General features: G+C 67.4%; 27 protein-coding genes. 22 read left to right on the plus strand and 5 right to left on the minus strand.

Going from position 1 to position 23,526, the window contains the following annotated elements; genetic code table 11:
• The first annotated feature begins 13 nt into the window (after positions 1–13).
• The 18 genes from M9H71_RS02865 to M9H71_RS02950 all read left to right on the plus strand — a co-directional run bounded on the left by M9H71_RS02865 (position 14) and on the right by M9H71_RS02950 (position 16,563).
• The gene (locus M9H71_RS02865) at positions 14–1,807 is read left to right on the plus strand and encodes a nickel-dependent hydrogenase large subunit (protein WP_455403594.1); all 1,794 of its coding nucleotides are present in this window, start codon (positions 14–16) and stop codon (positions 1,805–1,807) included.
• 22 nt (positions 1,808–1,829) lie between these two features.
• Positions 1,830–2,555 carry a Ni/Fe-hydrogenase, b-type cytochrome subunit gene (gene cybH / locus M9H71_RS02870; RefSeq protein WP_415218244.1) on the plus strand — a complete coding sequence of 242 codons (726 nt, stop codon included), beginning with the start codon at positions 1,830–1,832 and terminating at the stop codon, positions 2,553–2,555.
• A 181-nt stretch (positions 2,556–2,736) separates the two neighbouring features.
• On the plus strand, positions 2,737–3,351 hold the full coding sequence (locus M9H71_RS02875) for a HyaD/HybD family hydrogenase maturation endopeptidase (RefSeq protein ID WP_455403595.1): 615 nt from the start codon (positions 2,737–2,739) through the stop codon (positions 3,349–3,351).
• A 13-nt stretch (positions 3,352–3,364) separates the two neighbouring features.
• Positions 3,365–3,949 (plus strand): HupE/UreJ family protein, encoded by a 585-nt coding sequence (locus M9H71_RS02880; protein WP_455403596.1) that lies wholly within the window; start codon positions 3,365–3,367, stop codon positions 3,947–3,949.
• Positions 3,950–3,967: 18 nt separating this feature from the next.
• Positions 3,968–4,270: a HypC/HybG/HupF family hydrogenase formation chaperone gene (locus M9H71_RS02885; RefSeq protein WP_415218247.1), complete on the plus strand. Its 303-nt coding sequence runs from the start codon at positions 3,968–3,970 to the stop codon at positions 4,268–4,270.
• 314 nt (positions 4,271–4,584) lie between these two features.
• Positions 4,585–4,989, plus strand: a complete 405-nt coding sequence (locus M9H71_RS02890; RefSeq protein ID WP_455403597.1) for a hydrogenase accessory protein — start codon at positions 4,585–4,587, stop codon at positions 4,987–4,989.
• The gene (locus tag M9H71_RS02895; protein WP_455403598.1) at positions 4,986–5,852 is read left to right on the plus strand and encodes a hydrogenase expression/formation C-terminal domain-containing protein; all 867 of its coding nucleotides are present in this window, start codon (positions 4,986–4,988) and stop codon (positions 5,850–5,852) included. The genes M9H71_RS02890 and M9H71_RS02895 overlap by 4 nt, the downstream gene beginning before the upstream one ends.
• The gene (locus tag M9H71_RS02900) at positions 5,849–6,061 is read left to right on the plus strand and encodes a rubredoxin (RefSeq protein ID WP_455403599.1); all 213 of its coding nucleotides are present in this window, start codon (positions 5,849–5,851) and stop codon (positions 6,059–6,061) included. Before M9H71_RS02895 ends, M9H71_RS02900 begins: the two co-directional genes overlap by 4 nt.
• A complete protein-coding gene (gene hybE / locus M9H71_RS02905; RefSeq protein ID WP_455403600.1) occupies positions 6,051–6,572 on the plus strand; it encodes a [NiFe]-hydrogenase assembly chaperone HybE in 522 nt (173 codons plus the stop codon). The genes M9H71_RS02900 and hybE overlap by 11 nt, the downstream gene beginning before the upstream one ends.
• The gene (locus M9H71_RS02910) at positions 6,569–7,753 is read left to right on the plus strand and encodes a nickel-dependent hydrogenase large subunit (protein WP_455403601.1); all 1,185 of its coding nucleotides are present in this window, start codon (positions 6,569–6,571) and stop codon (positions 7,751–7,753) included. Before hybE ends, M9H71_RS02910 begins: the two co-directional genes overlap by 4 nt.
• Positions 7,746–8,087: a hydrogenase maturation nickel metallochaperone HypA gene (gene hypA / locus M9H71_RS02915; RefSeq protein WP_455403602.1), complete on the plus strand. Its 342-nt coding sequence runs from the start codon at positions 7,746–7,748 to the stop codon at positions 8,085–8,087. Before M9H71_RS02910 ends, hypA begins: the two co-directional genes overlap by 8 nt.
• Positions 8,087–9,058, plus strand: coding sequence for a hydrogenase nickel incorporation protein HypB (hypB, locus tag M9H71_RS02920; RefSeq protein WP_455403603.1), 972 nt, complete (start codon positions 8,087–8,089; stop codon positions 9,056–9,058). The genes hypA and hypB overlap by 1 nt, the downstream gene beginning before the upstream one ends.
• Before the next feature lie 4 nt (positions 9,059–9,062).
• Positions 9,063–11,315, plus strand: a complete 2,253-nt coding sequence (hypF, locus tag M9H71_RS02925) for a carbamoyltransferase HypF (protein WP_455403604.1) — start codon at positions 9,063–9,065, stop codon at positions 11,313–11,315.
• Positions 11,315–11,548: a HypC/HybG/HupF family hydrogenase formation chaperone gene (locus M9H71_RS02930; protein ID WP_164605162.1), complete on the plus strand. Its 234-nt coding sequence runs from the start codon at positions 11,315–11,317 to the stop codon at positions 11,546–11,548. Before hypF ends, M9H71_RS02930 begins: the two co-directional genes overlap by 1 nt.
• Complete coding sequence (hypD, locus tag M9H71_RS02935; protein ID WP_455403605.1) at positions 11,545–12,687, plus strand: hydrogenase formation protein HypD; 1,143 nt, start codon at positions 11,545–11,547, stop codon at positions 12,685–12,687. The genes M9H71_RS02930 and hypD overlap by 4 nt, the downstream gene beginning before the upstream one ends.
• Entirely contained in the window at positions 12,684–13,730 is a 1,047-nt protein-coding gene (gene hypE, locus M9H71_RS02940; RefSeq protein WP_455403606.1) for a hydrogenase expression/formation protein HypE, read from the plus strand. Before hypD ends, hypE begins: the two co-directional genes overlap by 4 nt.
• 39 nt (positions 13,731–13,769) lie before the next feature.
• On the plus strand, positions 13,770–15,218 hold the full coding sequence (locus tag M9H71_RS02945) for a sigma-54-dependent transcriptional regulator (protein WP_455403607.1): 1,449 nt from the start codon (positions 13,770–13,772) through the stop codon (positions 15,216–15,218).
• Positions 15,211–16,563 carry a sensor histidine kinase gene (locus M9H71_RS02950; protein WP_455403608.1) on the plus strand — a complete coding sequence of 451 codons (1,353 nt, stop codon included), beginning with the start codon at positions 15,211–15,213 and terminating at the stop codon, positions 16,561–16,563. Before M9H71_RS02945 ends, M9H71_RS02950 begins: the two co-directional genes overlap by 8 nt.
• A gap of 45 nt (positions 16,564–16,608) precedes the next feature.
• Here M9H71_RS02950 and M9H71_RS02955 read toward each other — a convergent pair whose 3' ends face one another.
• Positions 16,609–17,325: a glutamine amidotransferase gene (locus tag M9H71_RS02955; protein WP_455403609.1), complete on the minus strand. Its 717-nt coding sequence runs from the start codon at positions 17,323–17,325 to the stop codon at positions 16,609–16,611.
• A 229-nt stretch (positions 17,326–17,554) separates the two neighbouring features.
• Here M9H71_RS02955 and M9H71_RS02960 point away from each other — a divergent pair, with 229 nt between their 5' ends.
• Both M9H71_RS02960 and M9H71_RS02965 read left to right on the plus strand, forming a co-directional pair.
• Positions 17,555–18,094 (plus strand): RBBP9/YdeN family alpha/beta hydrolase, encoded by a 540-nt coding sequence (locus M9H71_RS02960; RefSeq protein ID WP_455403610.1) that lies wholly within the window; start codon positions 17,555–17,557, stop codon positions 18,092–18,094.
• Position 18,095: 1 nt separating this feature from the next.
• Complete coding sequence (locus M9H71_RS02965) at positions 18,096–18,746, plus strand: LysE family translocator (protein WP_455403611.1); 651 nt, start codon at positions 18,096–18,098, stop codon at positions 18,744–18,746.
• Positions 18,747–18,764: 18 nt separating this feature from the next.
• Here M9H71_RS02965 and M9H71_RS02970 read toward each other — a convergent pair whose 3' ends face one another.
• Entirely contained in the window at positions 18,765–20,138 is a 1,374-nt protein-coding gene (locus tag M9H71_RS02970; protein ID WP_455403612.1) for an aminotransferase-like domain-containing protein, read from the minus strand.
• Between the two features lie 234 nt (positions 20,139–20,372).
• Between M9H71_RS02970 and M9H71_RS02975 the strand changes: the two genes are divergently transcribed.
• On the plus strand, positions 20,373–21,359 hold the full coding sequence (locus M9H71_RS02975) for a LysR substrate-binding domain-containing protein (protein ID WP_455403613.1): 987 nt from the start codon (positions 20,373–20,375) through the stop codon (positions 21,357–21,359).
• Positions 21,360–21,390: 31 nt separating this feature from the next.
• Here the strand turns inward: M9H71_RS02975 and M9H71_RS02980 are convergent, their stop codons facing one another.
• Genes M9H71_RS02980 through M9H71_RS02990 form a run of 3 tightly spaced genes read right to left on the minus strand, consistent with a single transcriptional unit; the run spans position 21,391 to position 22,716 of the window.
• The gene (locus tag M9H71_RS02980) at positions 21,391–21,681 is read right to left on the minus strand and encodes a DUF1330 domain-containing protein (protein ID WP_455403614.1); all 291 of its coding nucleotides are present in this window, start codon (positions 21,679–21,681) and stop codon (positions 21,391–21,393) included.
• Positions 21,682–21,733: 52 nt separating this feature from the next.
• Entirely contained in the window at positions 21,734–22,126 is a 393-nt protein-coding gene (locus M9H71_RS02985; RefSeq protein WP_455403615.1) for a nuclear transport factor 2 family protein, read from the minus strand.
• Complete coding sequence (locus M9H71_RS02990; RefSeq protein WP_455403616.1) at positions 22,123–22,716, minus strand: LysE family translocator; 594 nt, start codon at positions 22,714–22,716, stop codon at positions 22,123–22,125. The genes M9H71_RS02985 and M9H71_RS02990 overlap by 4 nt, the downstream gene beginning before the upstream one ends.
• A 232-nt stretch (positions 22,717–22,948) precedes the next feature.
• Between M9H71_RS02990 and M9H71_RS02995 the strand changes: the two genes are divergently transcribed.
• Positions 22,949–23,419 (plus strand): PaaI family thioesterase, encoded by a 471-nt coding sequence (locus M9H71_RS02995; RefSeq protein WP_455403617.1) that lies wholly within the window; start codon positions 22,949–22,951, stop codon positions 23,417–23,419.
• Positions 23,420–23,526 lie beyond the last annotated feature (107 nt).

A 23,526-nucleotide genomic window follows, 5' to 3' on the forward strand; every position in this document is an offset into this window, starting at 1 on the left:
GATCAGCAGCATCATGACCAACGTCACCACTCCCAACGGCTTCAAGCTCGACAATGCCGGCCGCCGCGTCGTGGTCGATCCGGTGACCCGGATCGAGGGCCACATGCGCGTCGAGGTCAATGTCGACAGCAACAACGTGATCCGCAACGCGGTGTCGACCGGCACGATGTGGCGCGGCATCGAGGTGATCCTGAAGAACCGCGATCCGCGCGACGCCTGGGCGTTCACCGAACGGATCTGCGGCGTCTGCACCGGCACCCACGCGCTCACCTCGGTGCGCGCGGTGGAGAACGCGCTCGACATCAAGATCCCCGAGAACGCCAACACCATCCGCAACATCATGCAGCTCACGCTGCAGGTGCACGATCACGTCGTGCATTTCTATCATCTGCACGCGCTCGACTGGGTCGATATCGTGTCGGCGCTGTCGGCCGATCCGAAGGCGACCTCGACGCTGGCGCAGAGCATTTCGTCGTGGCCGCTGTCGAGCCCCGGCTACTTCAAGGATCTGCAGACCCGGCTGAAGAAATTCGTCGAGTCGGGCCAGCTCGGCCCGTTCAAGAACGGCTATTGGGGCCACCCGGCCTACAAGCTGCCGCCGGAAGCCAATCTGATGGCGGTGGCGCATTATCTCGAGGCGCTCGATTTCCAGAAGGAAATCGTCAAGATCCACACCATCTACGGCGGCAAGAACCCGCATCCGAACTGGCTGGTCGGCGGCGTGCCGTGCGCCATCAACATCGACGGCACCGGTGCTGTCGGCGCCATCAACATGGAGCGGCTCAATCTGGTCTCCTCGATCATCGACCAGATGGTCACCTTCGTCGATCAGGTCTATCTGCCGGACGTGCAGGCGATCGCCTCGTTCTACAAGGACTGGACCTTCGGCGGCGGGCTGTCGGGCAAATCGGTGATGAGCTACGGCGACATCCCCGAACACGCCAACGACTACTCGGACGCATCGTTGAAGCTGCCGCGCGGCGTGATCCTGAACGGCAATCTCAAAGAAGTGCTGCCGATCGATCTCGCCGATCCCAATCAGGTGCAGGAGTTCGTCACCCACTCCTGGTACAAATATCCGGACGAGACCAAGGGCCTGCACCCGTGGGACGGCGTCACCGTGCCGCATTACGAGCTCGGCCCGAAATCGAAAGGCACCAAGACTCGGATCGAGGCGCTCGACGAGGAGGCGAAATACTCCTGGATCAAGTCGCCGCGCTGGAAGGGCAACGCCGTCGAGGTCGGGCCGCTGGCGCGCTACATCATCGGCTACGCGCAGAACAAGGCGGAGTTCAAGGAGCCGACCGAGAAGCTCCTGACCGATCTCGGCCTGCCAGTGACCGCTTTGTTCTCGACGCTCGGCCGCACCGCGGCGCGCGCGCTGGAGGCGCAATGGGCCGCGCACCAGCTCCGCTACTTCCAGGACAAGCTGATCGCCACGCTGAAGGCCGGCGACAGCTCGACCGCCAATGTCGACAAATGGAAGCCGGAGACCTGGGCCAAGGACGTCAAGGGCGTCGGCTTCACCGAGGCGCCGCGCGGCGCGCTCGGCCACTGGGTCAAGATCAAGGACGGCAAGATCGACAACTATCAGGCGGTGGTGCCGACCACCTGGAACGGCAGCCCGCGCGATCCCAAGGGTGGCATCGGCGCGTTCGAGGCGTCGCTGCTCGACACTCCGATGGCCGATCCGAACCAGCCGCTGGAGATCCTGCGGACGCTGCATTCGTTCGATCCGTGCCTGGCCTGCTCGACCCATGTGATGAGCGAGGACGGCCGCGAGATGAGCAAGGTCACCGTGCGCTGAGCGCCAGCCGGAGGAACCGACGATGACCACGGAGATTGCTCGGGTCCAAGGCGCGCTCGATTCGGCCGGCGAACGCGCGCGCTCGCTCCAGACCGTCTATGTCTACGAGGCGCCGGTACGGCTGTGGCACTGGGTCAATGCGCTGTTGATCCTGGCGCTGTGCGTCACCGGTTACTTCATCGGCACGCCGCCGCCCTCGGTGCCGGGCGAGGCGTCGGCCAACTTCCAGATGGGCTATATCCGGTTCGTGCATTTCGCCGCCGGGCAGCTCTTGATCGTGTTCTTCCTGATGCGAGTCTACTGGGCGTTGGTCGGCAACAAATATTCCCGTCAGCTGTTCTTGCTGCCAATCACCAACAAGACCTGGTGGTGGGGGATGCTGTACGAGTTCAAATGGTACGCGTTCCTGGTCAAGGACCCGAAGAAGTACATCGGCCATAATCCGCTGGCGCACATGGCGATGTTCTCTTTCATGGTGTTCCTGGTGCTGATGATGGTCAGCGGCATGGCGCTGTATTCGGAGGGGCAGGGCATCGACAGCTGGCAATACAGGCTGTTCGGTTTCATGTTCTCGATCTTCACCAGCCAGACGCTGCACACCCTGCATCATCTCGGAATGTGGGCGATCGTGGTGTTCGTCATCATCCACATCTACGCCGCGGTGCGCGAAGACATCCTCAGCCGCCAGAGCATGATTTCGTCGATGGTCTCCGGCGAGCGCCTGTTCCGCGACGACCTGCCGGATTGAGTGGGATGGAAGTTGGCCTCTCCCCGTCATGGCCGGGCTTGTCCCGGCCATCCACGTCTGTCCAGCGGCGAAGTCGTCAAGACGTGGATGCCCGCGACGAGCGCGGGCATGACGGAGAGGACAGGGCGACCTGTCGGAGGTCTGTCGTGCGGTGTCGTCGCAATTGGAGGTGATGAGGGATATGTCCGTCGTTTCGCAGAACACTTCGTCATTCCCCCGCATCCTCGTCCTCGGCATCGGCAACATCCTGTGGGCCGACGAGGGGTTCGGCGTGCGTGCCGTGGAGGCGTTTCATCGCGCGTTTGAGGTGCCGGACAATGTCACGGTGCTCGATGGCGGCACCCAGGGGCTGTATCTGGTGAACTTCCTGCAGGAGCACGATCATCTGTTGGTGTTCGACGCGATCGACTACGGCCTGCCGCCCGGCACGCTGAAGCGGATCGACGGCGACGAGGTGCCGAAATTCACCGGCGCCAAGAAGATGAGTCTGCACCAGACCGGCTTCCAGGAGGTCCTGAGCGCCGCCGATCTGCTCGGCGCGGCACCGCAGCGGCTGACGCTGATCGGCTGCCAGCCGCAGGATCTCGAAGATTGGGGCGGCGCGCTGACGCCGCCGGTGAAGGCACGGATCGCCGATGCTCTGGCACTGGCGTGCGACATTCTCGGCGAATGGGGCGTCGCGGTCGCGCCGCGCGCGGTCCCGCTCGATCCGGCGCACGGCCTGCTCGGCCACGACATCGATCACGACAGCTACGAACGGCGCGCCGATCCGGCGACGACCACAGTCCAGGGATGAGGGAGGAAACGTCATGACCCGATTGATCCGCGCCGCTGCGCTCGCGAGCCTTGCCGTGTGTGTGCCCGGCCTCGCCGAGGCGCATACCGGCGTTCACCTGATGACCGCCGAGGGCGCGGCGGCCGGATTCGCGCATCCGTTTCTCGGTCTCGATCATCTGCTGGCGATGGTCGCGGTCGGCCTGTGGGCAGCGTCGCTCGGCGGCCGGGCGCGCTGGCTGGTGCCCGGAAGTTTCATCGCGCTGATGACGCTCGGTGCGATCGGCGGCGCCAGCGGCCTCGCGCTGCCGGCGGTCGAGCCAATGATCGCGCTGTCGGTGATCGCGCTCGGCGTGCTGGTGGCGCTGGCGGTGCGGGTGCCGACGGGCGCGGCCGCCGCCGTGGTGGCGCTGTTCGGCGTTTTCCACGGGGCCGCGCACGGCGCCGAGATGCCGGCGCTGGCTTCGCCGCTCGCCTATGGCCTCGGCTTCGTCGCCGCCACTGCGCTGCTGCACGGCGCAGGTCTCGCGCTCGGCGGATTGCGTTCGCGCCTGCCGACGTTCAGGCTGGCCGGCGGCGCGATTGCGCTCGCCGGGGTCGCCCTGGCGCTGCCACTGTAACGCCGGGGCCTCTTCGCGATGTGTGTCGGCGTCCCGATGACCGTGATCAGTACCGACGGCGCGTCCGCGCTGTGCGAGCGGCGCGCCGAGCAGCGCCTTGTCTCGACCGCGCTGATCGGCGAGGTCGCGATCGGCGACCGGCTGCTGGTGTTCATCGACAGCGCGATCAGGAAGCTCGATCCGGACGAGGCACAGCAGATCGATGATGCGCTCGACGGTCTCGCCGCGGCGATCGAAGGACGTCCGTTCGAACATCTGTTCGCCGACCTGATCGATCGCGAACCCGAACTGCCGCCGCATCTGCGGACCGAACGGCACTGAGATCCGCGGTCCAGCTTTGATCCCCGGTCATGCCCGCGCTCGTCGCGGGCATCGACGTTTCAAGGGGCTGCCAAATGGGGGCCCGGCCAAACTTTCGGCCGCGCGCGGCGCCGATGGGTGGCGGAAATTAAATATCCAGTTTCCGAAAATCATGTTTTCATCTGGCTCGGTCACTCCGCCGGATTGGTCTGAAATCGCCCGGTTTGACGGTAAAATCGGCTCTGTTGCTTGGTGAGATCGATTGGCACATGGCTTGCTGAATATCCGGTCAAGCAAGTCACGACCGATGAGAGACATCGGGACTGGGAGGAAACATGGGCGCTTCGCTCGCGCACGCTGCCGTGCGCAAGAACGCGTTGCCGATCGTCGATCAGGCGACGGTCGACGATTTCATCGCCGCCGCATCGGGCCAAATCACCGTGCTGTTCTTTCGCGGCGACACCGCGCGGTTTCCCGAAGCCAGCGATATCGCGGTGGTGCTGCCGGAACTGATCACCGCGTTTGCCGGCCGGCTGGTCGGCGCCGAGATCGCTGCCGGCGATGAGGAGGCCTTGATGCCGCGGTTCGGCGTGAAGGTGTGTCCGGGTATCGCGCTGGCGCGACCGGGCCGCAGCCTCGGTGCCATCTCCAAGATCCAGGACTGGTCGGTTTATCTGGCGCGCATCAATGTGCTGCTGGACGCCGATGCTCGCATCCTCGCGCAGGAGCCTTCGGCATGAGAGTGGGATACACCAGCGTCGAGGGTGGCGACGACATCGAAATGCTCGTGCTGCCGGTCGGCCATGATGGCGGCGAACGGCGCGGCCTGACCGGGGCCGGCACGATCGCGGCGCTCGCCACCCGCAGCGGCGCCGAGCTGCTGGAGCAGTGCCCGCGGCTCGCCGATCTCCTTGCCCAGCTCCGTCATGCACTCGCTGTGCAGCGTGCCGATGCGCCGCCGGCGCGGGTGCGGATCGATGGGCTCGACGAGGCCGAGCGCAAACTACTCGCCGATGTGCTCGGCGAGGGCGAAGTCTCTGGCATCGTTGCGCTGCCGGATCGCCGCGTCGCGCAGATCCAGGAATCGGTGTTCGCCGGGCTGTGGCGGGTGCGGATCGAGGGCGATGCCGGCCAGCGTGCCTACGACTATCTGGAGATCGGTGCGGTCCCCGAGATCGCCGCGCGCGCCGCGCTGGATTTCCCGGCAGCCGAGATCGCCATCACCGAGCCGCCCGCGGGCGCGATGAACGTGATGCCGGTGCTCGCCGAAATCAGCGAGCGCATGGCGGCGCACCGCGCCGGGGAGCCCTCGCACATCATCAACTTCACGCTGCTGCCGATGAATCCCGCCGATATGGAGCATCTGGTCGCGATGCTCGGCAGCGGGCCGATCCAACTGTATTCGCGCGGCTACGGCAGTTGCCGCGTGCTGGCGACCGGCGCCCGTCACGTCTGGTCGGTGCAATATCTCAACGCGATGGACACGCCGATCCTCGACACCATCGAGGTCGGCGACGTGCCGACGGCGGTGCGCGCCGCCGACGAGGATTTTCAGGATTCGGCGGAGCGGATCGGCGACATCATCGAGGCGTATTTCGCATGACCAAGTTCGAGAATCTCGGGCGGGTCGACGCCGACTCGCAGGCGCGGATGGAATGCGGCGTGTGCTGGACGGTGTACGACCCGGCCGAGGGCGACAGCCGCGGCCGCGCCGAGCCCGGCACGCCGTTCGCCGCGCTGCCGGACGATTGGTGTTGCCCGACCTGCGACGCGCCGCCGAGCAAATTCCTCAAGGTGGACGATGACCGCTGAGCCCGGCCCGGATCGCGATACCGAGGCGCGCGCCACTGGCGACGCGCTCGCCGCGGTGTATCGCATCGCCGATCGCGCGATGCGGGATCTGCCGATCTACAATCCGGCGCTCGCGGTCGCGGCGATCGGCTTCCGCGCGCTCGGCGATTCCGCGCTCGGCGTGGTGGTGACGCCGTGGTTCATGAATCTGGTGCGGGTGCCTGCGGATCGCGGCGCCGAAGCGAGCCCCGGCGCGACGGTGGCGCGGGCGATGCCGGCCGGGGTGATGGATTTTACCGTCGGCGTGCTCGACGGGTTCGGCGTGATCGAGAGCTGTTCCCTGGCGTCGCCGATGTTCGGCTTCGCCGATCAGCAGATCGCGGAGAGCACCGCGCTGGCGGCGCTAGCGGCGGTGCTCGATCCGGATTTCGCTGTCGATGCCGCGCCCGAAGCCGCCGCGGTCCCGCAGCCGGCCCCGGCGCTCGACCGTCGCCGCTTTCTGCGCGGCGCCCTGACGGAGCGGCGGCCATGAACGCCCTACCGCGCGAGGATCGCATTGCCGTCAGCGCCGAGCTGGCGCAGGGGCGCGTCGCGCGGCTCGAGATCAGCGCGCGCCGTCCGGTCGGCGTCGGCCGATTGGCGTTAAGCAAGCCGGCCGACGGGGTCGTGGCGCTGGTGCCGCGGCTGTTCGCACTGTGCGCCTCGGCGCAACGCGCCGCCGCAAGCTGCGCGCTCGCCGCCGCGCGCGGCGAGACCGTGCCGCCGGAGCGGATGGCGGCGCAGGCCGGCGCCGTGCTGGCCGAACGGTTGATCGAACTGCTGCGCGGCTCCATCACCACGTTCGCCGGCGATCGGCCGCCGACCTTCGCGCCGCAGCTTCGTGAGCTGATCGCCGCCGCCCGCCGGTTCGACGGCCGCAGCGCGCTGGATGCGGAGGCGATCGACGCCCTCGCGCACGGCCTCGACGCGCTAGGGCTGTCCGAGCACAATTTCGAGGATGCCGACGCCTACGGAATCTGGCTCGCCTCCGGCTCGCCGCTCGCCCCTCGGCACAGCGCCCGCGCTCCTTCTCCCCGCGCGCGGGGAGAAGGCCGGGGTGAGGGGGCGTCTCCCCAAAGCCGAGCGCCCGCGACTCCAGCTCCGGAGCCCGACTTCGCCGCGATCGCGATCGATCCGCTCACTGCCGACGATGACTGCGTCGTCGGAGAGCAGCTCCTGCAGCACGGCGCCTCGTTCGCGGCGCGGCCCGATCTTGCCGGCCGCGTGCCCGAGACCGGCGCGCTGGCGCGGCTCGCGGATCATCCGCTGATCCGCTCTGTCGGCACCGGCCTTACGGGTCGGTTGCTCGCACGCCTGATCGAAGCGCGCGAAACGCCGCGGCTTCTGCATGCGCTGCGCAGTGGCGACGCCGATGTCGCTGCCATCGTGCAGGCGACGCGGCTCGGCGACGGCGTCGGGCTCGGCGCGGTCGAATGCGCGCGCGGGCGGCTGCATCATCTGATCGCGCTGGATTCCGACGGCCGCATCGCGCGCTACGAGATTCTCGCCCCGACCGAATGGAACTTCCATCCGCAGGGGCCGCTCGCCCGCGCGCTGATCGGCGCGCCGCTGCACGTCACCGAGGCCGACCGGCAACGCGTCGTGTCGCTGGTCGCGGCCTTCGATCCTTGCGTCGGCTACGACGTTACGTTGCGTGAGGCCGCCGATGCATGAAATGTCGCTGTGCGAAGGGCTGATCGAGATCATCGAGCGCGAGGCGCGCGCGCAGAATTTTGCGCGGGTGCGGACCGTCTGGGTCGAGATCGGGACGCTCAGCCATGTCGAGCCGGAGGCGATGCGGTTCTGCTTTTCCGCGGTCGCGCATGCCGGGATCGCCGCCGAGGCGCGGTTCGAGGTGATCACCGTGCCGGGCGAAGCCTGGTGCATGAGCTGCGCCAAGACGGTGCCGCTGACGCAGCGGGCCGAGCCGTGTCCGAACTGCGGCGGCTATCAATTGCAGGTCACGGCGGGTGACGAGTTGCGGATCAAGGAATTGGAGGTCGATTGATGTGCACGGTTTGCGGATGCGGAGACGCCAGCGTGGCCCCCGGGCAGGCACAAGGCCACGCCCACCATCACGACCATGATCACTCGCACGGTCACGGCCACGATCATTCCCACGGCCACGATCATGAGCATCACCATCATCACGATCATGATCACGGTCATGACCATGACCACAGCCATGCGCATCACCACCACGATCATCATCATGATCATGACCATACGCACCCGGCCGCGTCGGGCAGCATCGACTTCGGCGGCGGCATCGCCGGCGTGCACGTCCCCGGCCTGACGCAAGCACGCGTGGTGCAGATCGAGCGCGATATTCTCTCCAAGAACGACGGCTATGCGGCCGAGAACCGCGCCCGCTTTGCGGTTGCCGGCACCTTCGCGCTGAACTTCGTCTCTAGTCCGGGCTCCGGCAAGACCACACTGCTGGTGAAGGCCATCACCGATCTGAAGGATCAACATCCGATTGCGGTGATTGAAGGCGATCAGCAGACCGCCAACGACGCCGAGCGGATCCGCGCCACCGGCGCACCGGCGATCCAGATCAACACCGGCAAGGGCTGTCACCTCGACGCCCACATGGTCGGCCACGCGCTCGAGCAGTTGCCGCCGACGCAGGATGGCCTGCTGTTCATCGAGAACGTCGGCAATCTGGTCTGTCCCGCCGCGTTCGATCTCGGCGAGGCCCACAAGGTGGCGGTGTTGTCGATCACCGAGGGCGAGGACAAGCCGCTCAAATACCCGCATATGTTCGCCGCGTCCGATCTGCTGCTGCTGAACAAGATCGACCTGCTGCCGCATCTCGATTTCGATCTTGCGGCGACGATCGAATACGCCCGCCGGGTCAATCCGAAGATCGAGGTGCTGACGGTGTCGGCCAAGACCGGCGAGGGGATGCCGGCGTTCTATGCCTGGATCGCCAAGCGCGCCGCTGCCGCCCGCGCTGCCGCGACCGCGGCCGAGTAGCGCGATGCAGCCCGCCGTCGCCCTGTTGCCCGATGCCGCTCGCGCGCGTGTGCGCGTGCGCGGCGCGGTGCAGGGCGTCGGCTTCCGCCCCTTCGTGTATCACCTGGCGCAGCGCTATCGGCTCGGCGGCTTCGTCGCCAATGATGCCGAGGGCGTGCTGATCGAGGTCGAAGGTGCGGCGCTTTCGGAGTTCATCGCGGCGCTGCGCCGCGAGGCGCCGCCGCTGGCGCGGGTCGACGCGATCGAGACAGAAGCCCTGCGCGCCCGCGGCGAGCGCGATTTCGACATCGCCGAAACCCGCAGCGGCGCGGTGACGACGCGGATCGGCCCCGATGCGGCGACCTGCGAGGCGTGTCTCGATGATCTGTTCGATCCCGCCAGCCGCTTTCACCTCTATCCGTTCGTCAACTGCACCCATTGCGGCCCGCGCTACACGCTGACGCAGCGCCTGCCTTACGACCGTGCCAACACCTCGATGGCAGGCTTCGCGCTGTGCGCCGATTGCGCGCGCGACTATCGCGATCCGGCCAATCGTCGCTTCCATGCCGAGCCGGTCGCCTGCCCGGCTTGCGGGCCGCGGCTCGATCAGCCGATCGCCGAGATCGTCGCGCGGCTGCGCGCCGGCGGCATCGTCGCGCTCAAGAGCCTCGGCGGCTATCATCTGCTGTGCGATGCGACCAACGAGACCGCTGTCGCCGAGCTGCGCCGCCGCAAGGGCCGCGACGCCAAGCCGTTCGCAGTGATGGTCGCCTCCGAGGCGTCGCTGGATGGTATCGTGATCGCGAGCGAAGCCGAGCGGACGCTTCTGAAGTCGGTCGCGCGGCCGATCGTGCTGATGCGGCATCGCGGCGCGCTGGCGCCGTCGGTGGCGCCGGGGCTCGGGGCGCTCGGCGTGATGCTGCCTTACACGCCGCTGCATCACCTGATCTTCCACGCTGCCGCCGGCTCGCCCGCCGGCCGCGCCTGGCAGCGCGCGCCGGTCGATCTGGTACTGGTCGCGACCAGCGCCAATGCCGGCGGCGATCCGATCGTGATCGACGATGCCGAACGCCAGCTCGCCGGCGTCGCCGATCTGATCGTCGGGCATGACCGCGCCATCGTGGTGCGCGCCGACGACAGCGTTGCGGCGATCATCGACGGCGCGCCCTCCTTCGTGCGCCGGGCGCGCGGCTGCGCGCCGCAGCCGGTCGCCCTGCCGCACGCGGTGCCGCCTGTGCTGGCGGTCGGCGCTTACTTGAAGACCACGATCACGCTGACGCGCGGCCGCGAAGCCTTCGTGTCGCAGCACATCGGCGACCTGGCGACCGCCGACACCGTCAGGTACTTCGAACAGACCGTTGATCACCTCACGCGCCTTGTCGGCGCCGCGCCGGTCGCGGTCGCGCACGATCTGCACGCCGATTTCGCCTCGACGCGTTTCGCGGACGGTCTCGGTCTGCCGCTGGTCGCCGTGCAGCATCACCACGCCCATGTCGCGTCGATCGCCGCCGAGCACGGGGTCGCCGCGCCGCTGCTCGGGATCGTGCTCGACGGCCACGGTGCCGGCAGCGACGGCGGCGCGTGGGGCGGCGAGCTGCTGCGCGTCGACGGCGCACGCTTCACCCGGCTCGGCCATCTGGCGCCGCTGGCGCTCCCCGGGGGCGATGCGGCTGCGCGCGAGCCGTGGCGGATGGCGGCGGCGGCGTTGGCGGCGCTGGGGCGGGGCGAGGAGATCGCCGCCCGCTTTGCCGATCAGCCGCGCGCGGCGGCGCTGGCCGCGATGCTCGCGAGCCATGGCTGCGCGACGACCACCAGCGCCGGCCGGCTGTTCGATGCCGCCGCCGGCCTGCTCGGGGTTTGCACGACACAAGGTTACGAAGGCCAGGCGGCCATGCAGCTCGAAGCGCTGGTGAAATGCCCGCGCGTGCTGGGCGGCGGCTGGGAGATCGGCGCCGGCACGCTCGATCTCTCGCCGCTGCTCGCGCAGCTCGCCGGGCGGCCGGACGTGCAGGACGGCGCCGAGCTGTTCCACGGCACGCTTGCCGCCGCGCTCGCCGATTGGGCCGTGCAGGCCGCAGAGCAGACCGGACTCACCATGATCGCGCTCGGCGGGGGCTGCTTCCTCAATCGGGTGCTGAGCGAAGATCTCGCCGCGCGGCTGCGCGCGGTCGGGCTGACGCCATTATTGGCCCGGCAGGTGCCGCCGAACGACGGCGGACTCAGTCTCGGCCAGGCGTGGATCGCCGGCCAACTTATTGCCGAACAGGAGACGCGCTGATGTGCCTCGCCATTCCCGCCGAAGTCGTCGAATTACTGCCCGACCAGATGGCGCGGGTATCGCTCGACGGCGTCAGCAAGGTGATCTCGGTCGCGCTGGTCGAAGGCGTCGCGGTCGGCGACTACGTCGTGGTCCATGTCGGCTTCGCGCTGACGCGGATCGATCCGGAGGAGGCCAGGCAGACGCTGGCGCTGCTCGCCGAAATGGGACAGCTCGCGGAGGCCGCGCAATGAAATACGTCGACGAATATCGTGACGGCGACGTCGCGCGCAGGATCGCCGCCGCGATTGCGCAGGCGGCCGATCCGGCGCGCAGCTATCACTTCATGGAGTTCTGCGGCGGGCATACGCACGCGATCTCGCGCTACGGCCTCGAAGACCTGCTGCCGACGAACGTGCGCATGGTACACGGCCCCGGCTGCCCGGTTTGCGTGCTGCCGGTCGGCCGCATCGACATGGCGATCCAGCTTGCGATGCGGCCGGAGGTGACGCTGTGTACCTATGGCGACCTGATGCGGGTGCCGGGCTCGCACAGTGCCTCGCTGCTGCGCGCCAAGGCGGCCGGCGCCGACATCCGCATGGTGTATTCGACGCTGGATGCGCTGGCGATCGCGCAGGCCGAGCCGGAGCGCCAGGTGGTGTTCTTCGCCATCGGGTTCGAAACCACCACGCCGCCGACCGCGCTGGCGATCAAACTGGCGCAGGCGCGGGGGCTCGGCAACTTCACGGTGTTCTGCAACCATGTCCTGACGCCGCCGGCGATCCGCGGCATCCTTGAACATCCCGATCTCGACGGCCAGCCCGGCCCAAAGCTCGACGGCTTCGTCGGTCCGGCGCATGTCAGCGCGGTGATCGGCTCGGATGCGTTCGCGCCGTTCGCCCGCGAGTTCGAAAAGCCGGTGGTGGTGGCCGGTTTCGAACCGCTCGACGTGATGCAGGCGATCCTGATGCTGATCCGGCAGGTCAATGACGGCCGTCACGAGGTCGAGAACCAGTACATCCGCGCGGTGACGCCGGAGGGCAATACGATCGCCCAGGCCGAAGTAAATGCGATCTTCGAGCTACGCGACAGCTTCGAGTGGCGCGGCTTCGGCGCAGTGCCGCTCAGCGGACTGCGGCTGCGCGCGGCGTATCGCGATTTCGACGCCGAGCAGCGCTTTGCGATGGCGGAGATCTCCGCAGCCGACAATCCGGCCTGCGAATGCGGCACCATCCTGCGCGGCATCAAACGGCCGACCGACTGCAAATTGTTCGGCACGCTGTGCACGCCGGAGACCCCGATGGGCTCCTGCATGGTGTCGTCGGAAGGCGCCTGTGCGGCGCACTGGACCTATGGCCGCTTCCGCGACCATGCGCGGAGGAACGTGGCATGAGCAGCGAAATCCGGCGGCGCAAGCTCGACCTCAAGAACGGCCGGGTGGATCTGTCGCACGGCGCCGGTGGCCGGGCGATGGCGCATCTGATCGGCGAGATCTTTCACGCCGCGTTCGACAATCCGATGCTGCGCGCCGGCAACGATCAGGCGGCGTTCGAAGTCGGCAGCGGCCGGATGGTGATGACTACCGACGGCTATGTAGTGTCGCCGCTGTTCTTTCCCGGCGGCGACATCGGCTCGCTGGCGGTGCACGGCACCATCAACGACGTCGCCATGGCCGGCGCCAAGCCGCTGTATCTGTCGGCCGGCTTCATCATCGAGGAGGGCTTCGCGTTCGCCGATCTGAAGCGGATCGCCGACAGCATGGCGGCGGCGTCGCGCGCTGCCGGGGTGCCGATCGTCACCGGCGACACCAAGGTGGTGGAGCGCGGCAAGGCCGACGGCGTGTTCATCACCACCACCGGTGTCGGCATCGCGCCGCGCGATCTGGTGCTGTCGTCCGACCAGGCGCGGCCGGGCGACAAGGTGCTGCTGTCCGGCTTCATCGGCGACCACGGCGTTGCTGTGATGTCGCAGCGCCAGAACCTCGCGTTTGAAACCTCGATCCAGTCCGACAGCGCCGCGCTGCACGAACTGGTCGCCGCGATGGTGGCGGCGGCTCCGCAAGGGCTGCGGGTGATGCGCGACCCGACCCGCGGCGGGGTGGCGGCGACGCTGAACGAACTGGCGCAGCAATCCGGCGTCGGGTTCCGGCTCGACGAGGACGTGATGCCGGTCCGGCCCGAAGTGGCGGCCGCGTGCGAACTGCTCGGGCTCGATCCGCTCTATGTCGCCAACGAAGGCAAGCTGATCGCCATCGTCGCGCCCGAGGCGGCCGAGACCGTGCTCGCCGCGATGCGGGCGCATCCGCTCGGACGCGATGCGGCGCTGATCGGCGAGGTGATCGCCGACGATCATCACTTCGTGCAGATGACCACCTCGTTCGGCGGCGGGCGGATCGTCGACTGGCTCTCGGGCGAGCAATTGCCGCGGATTTGCTGAAGGCGTTAGACTGGTCTTGTGAGTGATGGAACGAGGACGATGAGCGGTCAGGCGACGGTTTTGGTGGTCGACGACGAGATCCGCTCGCTGGAATCGCTGAAGCGCGTGCTGAGCGACGAGTTCGAGGTGATCTGCGCCAAGGATGCCGGCGAGGCGAGGCGCGTGCTGGAAAGCGAGATCGTCCACGCCATCCTATGCGACCAGCGGATGCAGTACGAGACCGGCGTCGACTTCCTCAAGCACGTTCGCGAGACCTGGCCCGATCCGGTGCGGATGATCATCTCCGGCTATTCGGACTCCGAGGACATCATCGCCGGCATCAACGAGGCGGGGGTGTACCAATACATCGCCAAGCCGTGGCATCCGGACCGGCTGCTCGACATCGTGCGCGGCGCGGTCGAGCTGTTCCGGCTGCAGAAGGAAACCGAGACCGCCAATATCGACGTCAAGCTGACGCCGGAGCGGGTGCAGCGTGTCGTCACCGAAAAGCGCGGCGTGGCCCGCAAGCTGTACGACTTCGACCGCATCGTGCACGCGCCCGACAGCCCGCTCGCCGAGGTGATCGAACTCGGCAAGCGCGCCGCCGAATTCGACATCTCGGTGCTGATCACCGGCGAGAGCGGCACCGGCAAGGAACTGCTGGCGCGCGCGATCCATTACGGCTCGGCGCGTTCCGGCAAGGCGTTCGTGGTCGAGAACTGCGGCGCGCTGCCGGACGAGCTTCTGGAAAGCGAATTGTTCGGCTGCAAAAAGGGCGCGTTCACCGGTGCTTATCAGGACCGCGTCGGGCTGTTCGAAGTCGCCGACGGCGGCACGATCTTTCTCGACGAGATCGGCGAGACGTCGCCGGCCTTTCAGGTCAAGCTGCTGCGGGTGCTGCAGGAGAGCGAGATCCGCCCCCTCGGCGCGCAGCGCGTGCGCAAGGTCGATGTCCGCATCGTCGCCGCTACCAATCGCGACCTCGAGGCCGAAGTCCGCGCCGGCCGCTTCCGCCGCGATCTGTTTTATCGGCTGGCGGCGTTTCCGCTGCACATGCCGTCGCTGCGCGAGCGGCCGATGGACGTGCCGCTGATCGCCGCCAAGGTGCTGGCCGACGTCACCAAATCCTACGGCCGCGCCGTCGACGGCTTCACTCCCGGCGCGCTGGCGCGGATGCGGCACTACGACTGGCCCGGCAACGTCCGCGAACTGCAGAACGAAATCCAGCGTATGGTGGTGTTGACCAACGACGGCTGGCTGCAGGAATCCGATCTGTCGGCGCGGATTCGCAACGGCAGCGAGCCGATCCGCCTGCAGTCCTCGCATCATGGCAGCGCGACCCTGAAGACCAATATCGAGGCGCTGGAGCGCCACATGATCATCGAGGCACTGGATCGCCACGGCGGCAACATCAGCCGCGTCGCCGGCGAACTCGGCCTGTCGCGCGTCGGCCTGCGCAACAAGCTCGGCCGCTACGATCTGCGCAAGGGCCTCAGCGACGATGCCTGATCGCATCGCACCCGGCGAACGATTGATCGAGCGCGTCGGTTCGCCTCTGTTGTCGCCGCTCGACGGCGACCAGGAGGCGGCCTGGATCGAAGTGATCCGCAAGATGGACGAGGTCTATGCGGACCTGCTTCGCTACGAGACCGATCTCGAAGAGAAAAACACCGCGCTGGAGGAAGCGCAGGCGTTCATCTCCAGCGTCATCGAGTCGGTCTCCGACATCCTGATCGTCTGCGACCGCAACGGCATCGTGCTGCAGATCAATCCGGCGGCGGTGCGGCTGTTGGCGACGCCCGCCGAGGCGGTGGTCGAGCGCCCGCTTGGCGATCTGGTCGATGCCGCCGACCGGGCCCGGATCGAGGAATTGCTGCGCGCGTCGTCGTCTTCGGAGATCGCGCTGGAAATCCGCTTCGTCACCGCGCACGGATTGTCGGATCTCTACGCCATCAACGGCGCGACGCGCTGCGATCAGGCCGGCCATCGTGTCGGCACGGTGCTGACCGGGCGACCGATCGGCGAGCTGCGCCGCGCCTACGAGGCGCTGCACACCGCGCACAGCGAATTGCAGCGCGCCCAGCGCCAGCTCGTCGAGCAGGAGAAGATGGCGAGCCTCGGCCGGCTGGTCGCCGGCGTCGCCCACGAACTCAACAATCCGATCAGCTTCATCTACGGCAACATCCACATGCTGGAGCGTTACCGCGAGCGGATGGCGGCGTATCTGACGGCGATCCACGGCGGCGCCGATCCGGCCGAGATCGACGAACTGCGCCGCCGCTTGAAGATCGATGCGCTGCTCGCCGACTACGCGTCGCTGATCGAGGGCACGCTGGAAGGCGCGATGCGGGTCTCGGACGTGGTGAAGAACCTGCGCCGACTGAGTTTTCCGCGCACCGGCGAGACCCAACCGATCGACGTCGACCGCATCGTGCGGACCGCGGCGCGCTGGGCGGCGCGCGCCAAGCCCGGCCGTGTCGAACTCGTTTTCGACATCGCGCCAGACGTGACGGTGATCGGCAATGAAGGCCAGTTTCACCAGATCATGGTCAATCTGGTCGACAACGCGATCGATGCGCTGCGCGGCCACGCCGCGCCGCGGATCGAGATTTCGGCCAAGCGTCAGAACGATGAGGTGGCGATCGCGGTCGCCGACAACGGCCCGGGTCTGCCGGACGGCATGATCGACAAGATCTTCGAGCCGTTCTTCACCACCAAGCCGGTCGGCGAGGGCACCGGGCTCGGCCTGTGGATCAGCTACGGCATCGCCCGCGAGCACGGCGGCACGCTCGTCGCCGCCAATCGAGTCGGCGGCGGCGCGGTATTCACGCTGACGCTCGAGGCCGGTCCGTAGCGCCGCGCGCCGGATCGCTGCCGCGCCGCTCGATGTCTTCGGGCATCAACTGATCTGCGACAGCCATTCCTCGAACATCCGCTGCCCGGCGAGGTGCGCGTCAGATGGGATGGCTTTCGCCTGCGCCCTCAGCGCGCGCGGATCGATGCCGGCTCCCGACAGCTCCGCCGCATGCCCGGTGAGCCAGCGTTCGATGCCGTGATCGATTTCGACTTCAGGGTGAAACTGCAGCCCCAGCACATTGCGGCCGATCGCAAAGCCCTGCGTGGCGCACAGCGCCGTGGTGGCGAGGTTATCGGCGCCAGCGGGAATCTGGAACGCATCGCCGTGCCAATGCAGCACCGGGATGCCGTCGAGATGCCGGAGCGGTCCGCGCCGTCCTGCATCGGTCAGCGTCAGCGCTCCGAATCCGATTTCCTTGTGGCCCATCGGAGCAACGCTGGCGCCGAGCGTCGCGGCGATCTGCTGGGCGCCGAGGCAGATACCGAAGGTCGGTCGATTGGCGGCCAGCCGCGCCGCCAGAATCCGGCGCTCCTCGAGCAGGTACGGATAAACGTCGCCTTCATAGACGCCGATCGGTCCGCCGAGCACGATCAACAGATCGGGCTCCTCCGGATCGATTGCCGAGAATGGTGTCTGATCGAGATCGACGTAGCGGATGTCGTAGTCGGCCGCGGTGAGGACGGGTGCGAAGTATCCGAGGTCTTCGAACAGGACGTGCCGAATCACGACGGCGGTTTTCGAGCGGGGAAGTTTTGTCATCGTGCGCTCCGCACGACGTCGCGACGGATGCGAGCGACGCGTGCTTGATCGAATGATCTGTCCGGAACGGACATGTCGTCGATCAGCATCGACGCCACCAGTGACCTCGATGTCAAGCCGCAGGATCTCCTCCCGCCGCGCCGGCGGATGAGAAATGTTTCAGCCCGAATGAGATCGCTTCAGTTTCATCATAAGATGCCTTGCGTATGATCAGCATCAGGCGGGCACCATGGCACCAGTGATTATCATTCCGGGTATCAGCGGCTCCGGAGAGACGCATTGGCAAACCCTCTGGCAGTCCGCCGCCCCCTCGTTCACGCGGTTTCGTCCGGCGGATTGGGACGCGCCCGATCTCGCCGACTGGACACGGGCGCTCGGCGCCGCGCTCGCCGATGCGCCGCAGCCGGCGGTTCTGGTCGCGCACAGCCTCGCCTGTTTGTTGGTCGCGCATGCGGCCGAGCAGGTCCGGGACCGTGTGCGCGGCGCTTTCCTTGTCGCGGTGCCGGATCCGGACGCCGCGGCGTTTCCGGCCGAAGCGGCGAGCTTTGCTCATCCACCGGTGCAGCCGCTGCCGTTTCCGGCGCTGATCGTCGCCAGTACCGACGATCCTTACGGCTCGCTCGACTACGCGCGGCGACGGGCCCGCGAATGGAAGGCGGGTTTGGTGATTGCCGGCGCTCACGGCCACATCAACGGCGCAAGTGGTCTGGGGGAATGGCCGCAGGGCCGGTTGCTGTTCGATGCGTTCTGCGCCGGCCTCGGAGGATGAGATGGATTGGATGTCTGCGATCGCCGCGTTCTCTGTCGCCGCCGCGCTGCTGACGATCACGCCGGGACTGGATACCGCGCTGGTGCTGCGCACCGCGACGGTCGAAGGCGGCGGTGCGGCGATGAAAGCCGGGGCCGGTGTCGTGAGCGGGGTGTTGGCGTGGGGACTATTGGCTTCGGTCGGCCTCGGCGCCGTACTCACCGTCTCCGAGATCGGCTATCGCATTCTGCAATATGCCGGGGCAGCCTATCTGGTCTGGCTCGGCGCCCAGATGGTGCGCGCTGCCTTCCGACCGGCGGCGGTGCTGGAGCCGGCCGCGGACGCTGCGCTGCCTGAGCCGTCAGCTGCTCGTTCGGCCGGCTGGTTCGTGCGCGGCCTGATGACCAATCTGCTCAATCCGAAAGTCGGTGTGTTCTACGTCAGCTTCCTGCCGCAGTTCATTCCGCAGGATGCTCCGGTGGTGGCCTTCAGCGTCGGCCTTGCCGGCATTCACGCGGTGATGGGGCTGATCTGGTTCGCGGCGATTACTGCGGCGACGCGGCCGTTCGCCAGGCTGGTTCGCAATCCGGCGTTCACGCGCGGGATCGACGGTGTGACCGGTTCGGTGCTGATCGCGTTCGGGGTGAGGTTGGCGTTCGATCAGCGCAGTTAGGCGACGTCGGCGCCCGTCTCAGCGGAGCGTCGCCAAGGTATCGTCGCTGCGGGCGGCGATACGCGCGATGATCGACTTGATCGCACCGAGTGCTTTCTCGAGATCCGCCCGCGGCGGCGCGCCGATGCAGAGACGAATGCCGGCGCTGATGCCGCCCACCGAGGTCGACGACGGCGGCGTTACCAGGATGCCGATCGCCTTGGCTGCCGCATCGACTGCTTCGGCGTCCGTCGGCGAAAGCGGCAGCCACACATGATAGCCGATGTGAGCGGGGTGATGCATCGCGCCGCCGAGCAACTCGGCCGCGACGATCCGGCGCCGGCCGGCCTCTTCCTGGATCGCGACGCTCACCGCGTCTGCGGTGCCGTCGAGCAGCCATTGCTCCATCACCGAACAGCTCAGCGGACTGATCATCAGCCCACTCGCATGCAGCGCCGCCTCGGCGCGGGTGAACCACGGGCCCGGAACTACCAGCCCGCCGATCCGCAGCGCCGGATTCAGCGTCTTCGACAGGCTGTTGATGTAGAACACCCGCTCGGGCGCCAGACTCGCGATTGGCGGATAGGCCGGATCGGGCCGCAGCGCATAGACGTCGTCTTCGATCGCCACGATGTCGTGGCGGCGGCAGATCGCGACGATCGCCTCGCGCCGGCTCCTGCTCATCGAGCCGGTGGTCGGGTTCTGCATCGTCGGCGTCAGATAGACCGCGGCGGGACGGAGCTGCTGCGTCGTCAGCTCCCGGTCGAGCGCTTCCGGCAGCATGCCTTCCTGGTCCATCGCGACGGCGACCAGCGTCACGCCGAGATGGCGGGCGAGGCCGATGATCCCCGGATAGGTCTGCTGCTCGACGAACAGCGTGCCGGCCGGTCCGCACAGCGTCGACAGGCTGACGGCGAGCGCGTGCTGCGCGCCGTTGGTCAGCAGCAGACGCGCCGGGTCCGCGTCCATCCCGAGCCGGCGAAACCATCGCGCCAGCTCGCTGCGAAACCGGATGTGGCCGATCACCGGCGGATAGGCGTTGAACACGTCGGCATCGACGCGCTTGGCGACGGCGGTCAGTGACCGCGCGATCAGTCGTTCGCTCACCGCCGACGGCGGGGCGTTGCGCGACAGGTCGATGACCTCGCCGGTGCGGGATTCGGTCACCGCCACGAAGGTGCCGCGCCCGGTGACTGACCGGACCAGGCCGCGCCGCTCCAGAATCCCATACGCTTTGGTGACCGTGCCGAGACCGATGCCGAGCTTCCAGGCGAGGTCGCGATGCGCAGGAAGCCGCGCGCCGACCTCCAGGCGTCCGACTCCGATGTCCTCGGACAACGCCGAGACCAGCCGGTCGCAGGGCGACTCGGCGCCATCGGCCAGCCGCGGATGCCAGGGAGACTGCAGACGCATGCGCTTGCCTCAGAGTGTAATGTGACGCTTTATATTTTGCACAAAGTGTCACGTCCACTAGGATCAGGCCGGGAAGACTGTCTGTTTCCGAAGGTGGGCATGGACGACAATCGATCAGCATTCGCGTGCATCGACCAGAGCGCCGTCGCGGCGGTGCCGACCGCATCGCGGCCGGTTGCCGCAGCATCGTCGCCAAAGTGCGGCGCGGCGCGACTGAGCAAACGTCAAGCCACGTTGAGATCGCTTGGTCCGGGGCGCGGCGAACCGATCGCTGCGGATCGCGAAGCGGTTGGCGCCGCCGACGCGATGCGGCTCGGCGTTCCGCTCAAGGCGCTGCGGGCGTTCGAGGCGGCCGCGCGCTACATGTCGATCAAGGAGGCGGCCGGCGAGATCGGCGTGACGCCGTCCGCGGTCAGTCATCAGCTTCGCATTCTGGAAGAGTTGTTGGGCGTCGAACTGATGCGCCGGGTCGGGCCGCGGCTGGAGCTGACGGAGACCGGGAGGCTGCTGTCGCCGGAGCTGACCGCCGGCTTTGCCCAAATCACCGGCGCGGTGGGGCGGCTGAAGAACGATCGCAAGCTCGGGCCGCTGCGGCTGTCGATGCTGCCGACTTTCGCGGTGCATTGGCTGTCGCCGCGTCTGACCTCCTATCCGTTCGCGCGGGCGGGGTTCGAACTGCTGATCTCGACCACCCAATCGGTCGTCGACCTCGGCGCCGGCGTTGCCGATGCGGCGGTTCGTCAGGGCCGCGGATCTTGGCCCGGCGTTCGCTCCGAACTGTTGTTCGACGAGAATGTCGCGCTGCTCGGGCGGGCGGCGGATTGGCAATCGGGCGACGAGGCCGAGAGGCGCAAGGCGATCGCGCGCGCCAACCTGTTTCTGTCGCAGCACCGGCAGGAGAATTTCAATCGCTGGAACGCGAGCCTGCCCGGTGGGCCGATCAAGCCGGCGGCGATCACCATCGTCGATACGTCCGGACTCGGTCTCAAGGCGGCGATCGATGGCGCAGGTATCACCTTTGCCGGGATCGAGGTCGCAGCTTGCGACATTGCGTCGGACCGCCTGGCGCCGATCCTCGATCACCATGTCTCGGCCAATGCCGGCTACTATCTGTGCTATCCACCGGCGCTGGAGCGCGACCGCAGGATCAGAAACGTCCGTGCCTGGATGATGAGCGAGGCGGCCAAGCCGGTGGGCCCGGTGCCGGCCGTGCGGCGTTGATGGCCCGCTTCCCATTGCGGGTCGTCTCGCCTCAGCCGAGTCCTTTGACCAGCACGACGTTGCCGGTGGTCGCGGCGCGCCGATCGACCGCGATGGCCTCGTAGTCGGGTGACGTCTCCCACGCGCGAAACGCCGCCTCGTCGGGAAACGTCAGCAGGATCACCTTCTGGCAAGTCAGCGATCCTTCCACCCGCCGTGGCTTCTCGTCAGCCGCGAGTAGCCGCCCGCCATAGGGCTGGAGGGTCGGCCGGAAACGCGCGGCGTAACGCTCGTAGCGGGCGCGGTCGTGGATCGTGATCTGGGCAATGGCGTAGACGGTCAACGCGCGGCTCCTTTGCGATCGGCGGCGAGCTTGCCGGCAGCTTCGACCGCGCTCATACCGCGGCTTGCGACAGGTCGGCGCCGTAGAACGCCTCGCCGTAAACCTGCCGGCCGTTTTCGAAGCGCATCAATTCGCAGGCGCGGAGCGTGCGCCCACCCGCGTGCGAGACGTAGTGGACAAGCACAGTTTGAGTGGCCTCGTCGCAGACCGCGGATTCGAACGTGAAGACGAGGTCCGGGACCGCGTCGAGCGCCTTGATCCAATAAGCGTGGAGCGCGTCGCGGCCGCGCACGGTGGCATCGCCGGTCACCGTCGCGGCGCGCGGGCTGACGAACACCGCATCCGTTGCGAACGGCTCGATCACCGCGCCGACGTCGTGACGATTCCATGCGTCGATCCATGTCGTCGCGTGATGCTCAAGGTCACTGCGAGACAGACGTGTCATAGCCAGAATAATCCTGCTGTGATGGCTGTAAGAGCGGCCATAGTTCGGTTGATGACGAGCAGTTTCGCCGGATCGTGCAGGACCTGGCGCAGGCCGGCGCCGAACGCCGCCCACACCGCAAGGCACGGTGTGCCGACGATCGCGAACACCGCGCAGACAAGCGCGATCCGCAGCGCATAGCCGTCGCCGGGCGACACGAAAGCGGCGATCACCGTGACGGCGATCAGCCACGCCTTCGGGTTGACGAACTGGAACGCCGCGGCCTGAAAGAACGTGACCGGCGATGCCAGCGCCGAATCGCGTAGCTCCGCTGCATGCCACAGTTTGCCGGCGAGCCAGAGCAGATACAGCGAGCCGATCAGCTTGAGCGCGATTTGGAGCCGTGGTTCGATCGCGAACACGGCGCCGAGTCCGGCTCCGATCGCGATCAGCTGCGTCGCGGCGCCGAACGCAATGCCACAGATGTGGGGACAGGTCCGCGCCATCCCGAAAATCAGCCCGGAGCTCGTCAGCATCAGATTGTTCGGTCCCGGCGTGATACACATCACGAAGGTGTAGAGCGCGAGTGCCGTCAGCGACGTGGTCTCCATCTCCCTTGCGTCCTTCATTCTGCACGCGTCAGATCGCGGCGCGGCGCGTCGCCAGACTTCGCACGGCGGCTGCCGGTTCGCTGCTGAGATTTCATCAGGCAAGCATGAGCGCGACTCGGCTCGCGACGAGAATTTCTCAACATGGTGCGGCAGTTTTTCACTCCGGTCGCGGCGCCGCGGCCCGTTAGACTCGGCGGCAGCGCAAACACAAACGAACACGTAGGGAGAGATGATGAAGGCTAAAATCGGAACGCCAGTCGAACCGGCGCTGGAGCGGCGGATCCGCGACAGCTTCGGTCGTCAGGGGTTGATGCAGCATCTCGGTGCAACGATTCACGAGGTGCGGCTCGGGCTGGTGACGATCCGGATGCCGTTTCGGTCGGAGCTGTCGCAGCAGCATGGTTACTTCCACGCCGGCGGCACGTCGGCGATCGCGGATTCGGCCGGCGGCTACGCTGCCTATACGATGTTTCCGGAAGACAGTTCGGTTCTCACCGTGGAGTTCAAGGTCAATCTGTTGAACCCGGCGCGCGGTGACGCGCTGGAAGCGGTCGGCAAGGTGGTGAAGTCGGGCAAGACGCTGACGATCTGTCAGCTCGAAGTGTTCGCCGACGCGGCGGAAGGTCGTTCGCTGGTCGCCATCGGTCAGGCGACCCTGATCTGCATGGCGGGCCGGTCCGATACGGCGGAGAGCGTGCGCTGACTTGCTGATGCGGCGCACCGCAGATGTGCGGTGATCGAGATGATCGATTAGTTCATCGCTACGTGACTCATTAGACCTTTGTCGAAGGCCGCCCGCCGCGAGCCGGG

The sequence above is a fragment of the Rhodopseudomonas parapalustris genome (assembly GCF_053772255.1).

What these genes read in the sequence shown, in the direction of transcription:
- hypD (WP_455403605.1), top strand. Translation starts at nt 11,545, where the DNA reads ATGAAATACGTCGACGAATATCGTGACGGCGACGTCGCGCGCAGGATC.
- hypE (WP_455403606.1), top strand. Translation starts at nt 12,684, where the DNA reads ATGAGCAGCGAAATCCGGCGGCGCAAGCTCGACCTCAAGAACGGCCGG.
- M9H71_RS02970 (WP_455403612.1), bottom strand. Translation starts at nt 20,138, where the DNA reads ATGCGTCTGCAGTCTCCCTGGCATCCGCGGCTGGCCGATGGCGCCGAG.
- M9H71_RS02995 (WP_455403617.1), top strand. Translation starts at nt 22,949, where the DNA reads ATGAAGGCTAAAATCGGAACGCCAGTCGAACCGGCGCTGGAGCGGCGG.
- M9H71_RS02960 (WP_455403610.1), top strand. Translation starts at nt 17,555, where the DNA reads ATGGCACCAGTGATTATCATTCCGGGTATCAGCGGCTCCGGAGAGACG.
- M9H71_RS02990 (WP_455403616.1), bottom strand. Translation starts at nt 22,716, where the DNA reads ATGGAGACCACGTCGCTGACGGCACTCGCGCTCTACACCTTCGTGATG.
- M9H71_RS02985 (WP_455403615.1), bottom strand. Translation starts at nt 22,126, where the DNA reads ATGACACGTCTGTCTCGCAGTGACCTTGAGCATCACGCGACGACATGG.
- cybH (WP_415218244.1), top strand. Translation starts at nt 1,830, where the DNA reads ATGACCACGGAGATTGCTCGGGTCCAAGGCGCGCTCGATTCGGCCGGC.
- M9H71_RS02955 (WP_455403609.1), bottom strand. Translation starts at nt 17,325, where the DNA reads ATGACAAAACTTCCCCGCTCGAAAACCGCCGTCGTGATTCGGCACGTC.
- M9H71_RS02885 (WP_415218247.1), top strand. Translation starts at nt 3,968, where the DNA reads ATGTGTGTCGGCGTCCCGATGACCGTGATCAGTACCGACGGCGCGTCC.
- M9H71_RS02880 (WP_455403596.1), top strand. Translation starts at nt 3,365, where the DNA reads ATGACCCGATTGATCCGCGCCGCTGCGCTCGCGAGCCTTGCCGTGTGT.
- hybE (WP_455403600.1), top strand. Translation starts at nt 6,051, where the DNA reads ATGACCGCTGAGCCCGGCCCGGATCGCGATACCGAGGCGCGCGCCACT.
- hypF (WP_455403604.1), top strand. Translation starts at nt 9,063, where the DNA reads ATGCAGCCCGCCGTCGCCCTGTTGCCCGATGCCGCTCGCGCGCGTGTG.
- M9H71_RS02965 (WP_455403611.1), top strand. Translation starts at nt 18,096, where the DNA reads ATGGATTGGATGTCTGCGATCGCCGCGTTCTCTGTCGCCGCCGCGCTG.
- hypA (WP_455403602.1), top strand. Translation starts at nt 7,746, where the DNA reads ATGCATGAAATGTCGCTGTGCGAAGGGCTGATCGAGATCATCGAGCGC.
- M9H71_RS02895 (WP_455403598.1), top strand. Translation starts at nt 4,986, where the DNA reads ATGAGAGTGGGATACACCAGCGTCGAGGGTGGCGACGACATCGAAATG.
- M9H71_RS02875 (WP_455403595.1), top strand. Translation starts at nt 2,737, where the DNA reads ATGTCCGTCGTTTCGCAGAACACTTCGTCATTCCCCCGCATCCTCGTC.
- M9H71_RS02910 (WP_455403601.1), top strand. Translation starts at nt 6,569, where the DNA reads ATGAACGCCCTACCGCGCGAGGATCGCATTGCCGTCAGCGCCGAGCTG.
- M9H71_RS02890 (WP_455403597.1), top strand. Translation starts at nt 4,585, where the DNA reads ATGGGCGCTTCGCTCGCGCACGCTGCCGTGCGCAAGAACGCGTTGCCG.
- M9H71_RS02950 (WP_455403608.1), top strand. Translation starts at nt 15,211, where the DNA reads ATGCCTGATCGCATCGCACCCGGCGAACGATTGATCGAGCGCGTCGGT.
- M9H71_RS02900 (WP_455403599.1), top strand. Translation starts at nt 5,849, where the DNA reads ATGACCAAGTTCGAGAATCTCGGGCGGGTCGACGCCGACTCGCAGGCG.
- hypB (WP_455403603.1), top strand. Translation starts at nt 8,087, where the DNA reads ATGTGCACGGTTTGCGGATGCGGAGACGCCAGCGTGGCCCCCGGGCAG.
- M9H71_RS02945 (WP_455403607.1), top strand. Translation starts at nt 13,770, where the DNA reads ATGAGCGGTCAGGCGACGGTTTTGGTGGTCGACGACGAGATCCGCTCG.
- M9H71_RS02865 (WP_455403594.1), top strand. Translation starts at nt 14, where the DNA reads ATGACCAACGTCACCACTCCCAACGGCTTCAAGCTCGACAATGCCGGC.
- M9H71_RS02930 (WP_164605162.1), top strand. Translation starts at nt 11,315, where the DNA reads ATGTGCCTCGCCATTCCCGCCGAAGTCGTCGAATTACTGCCCGACCAG.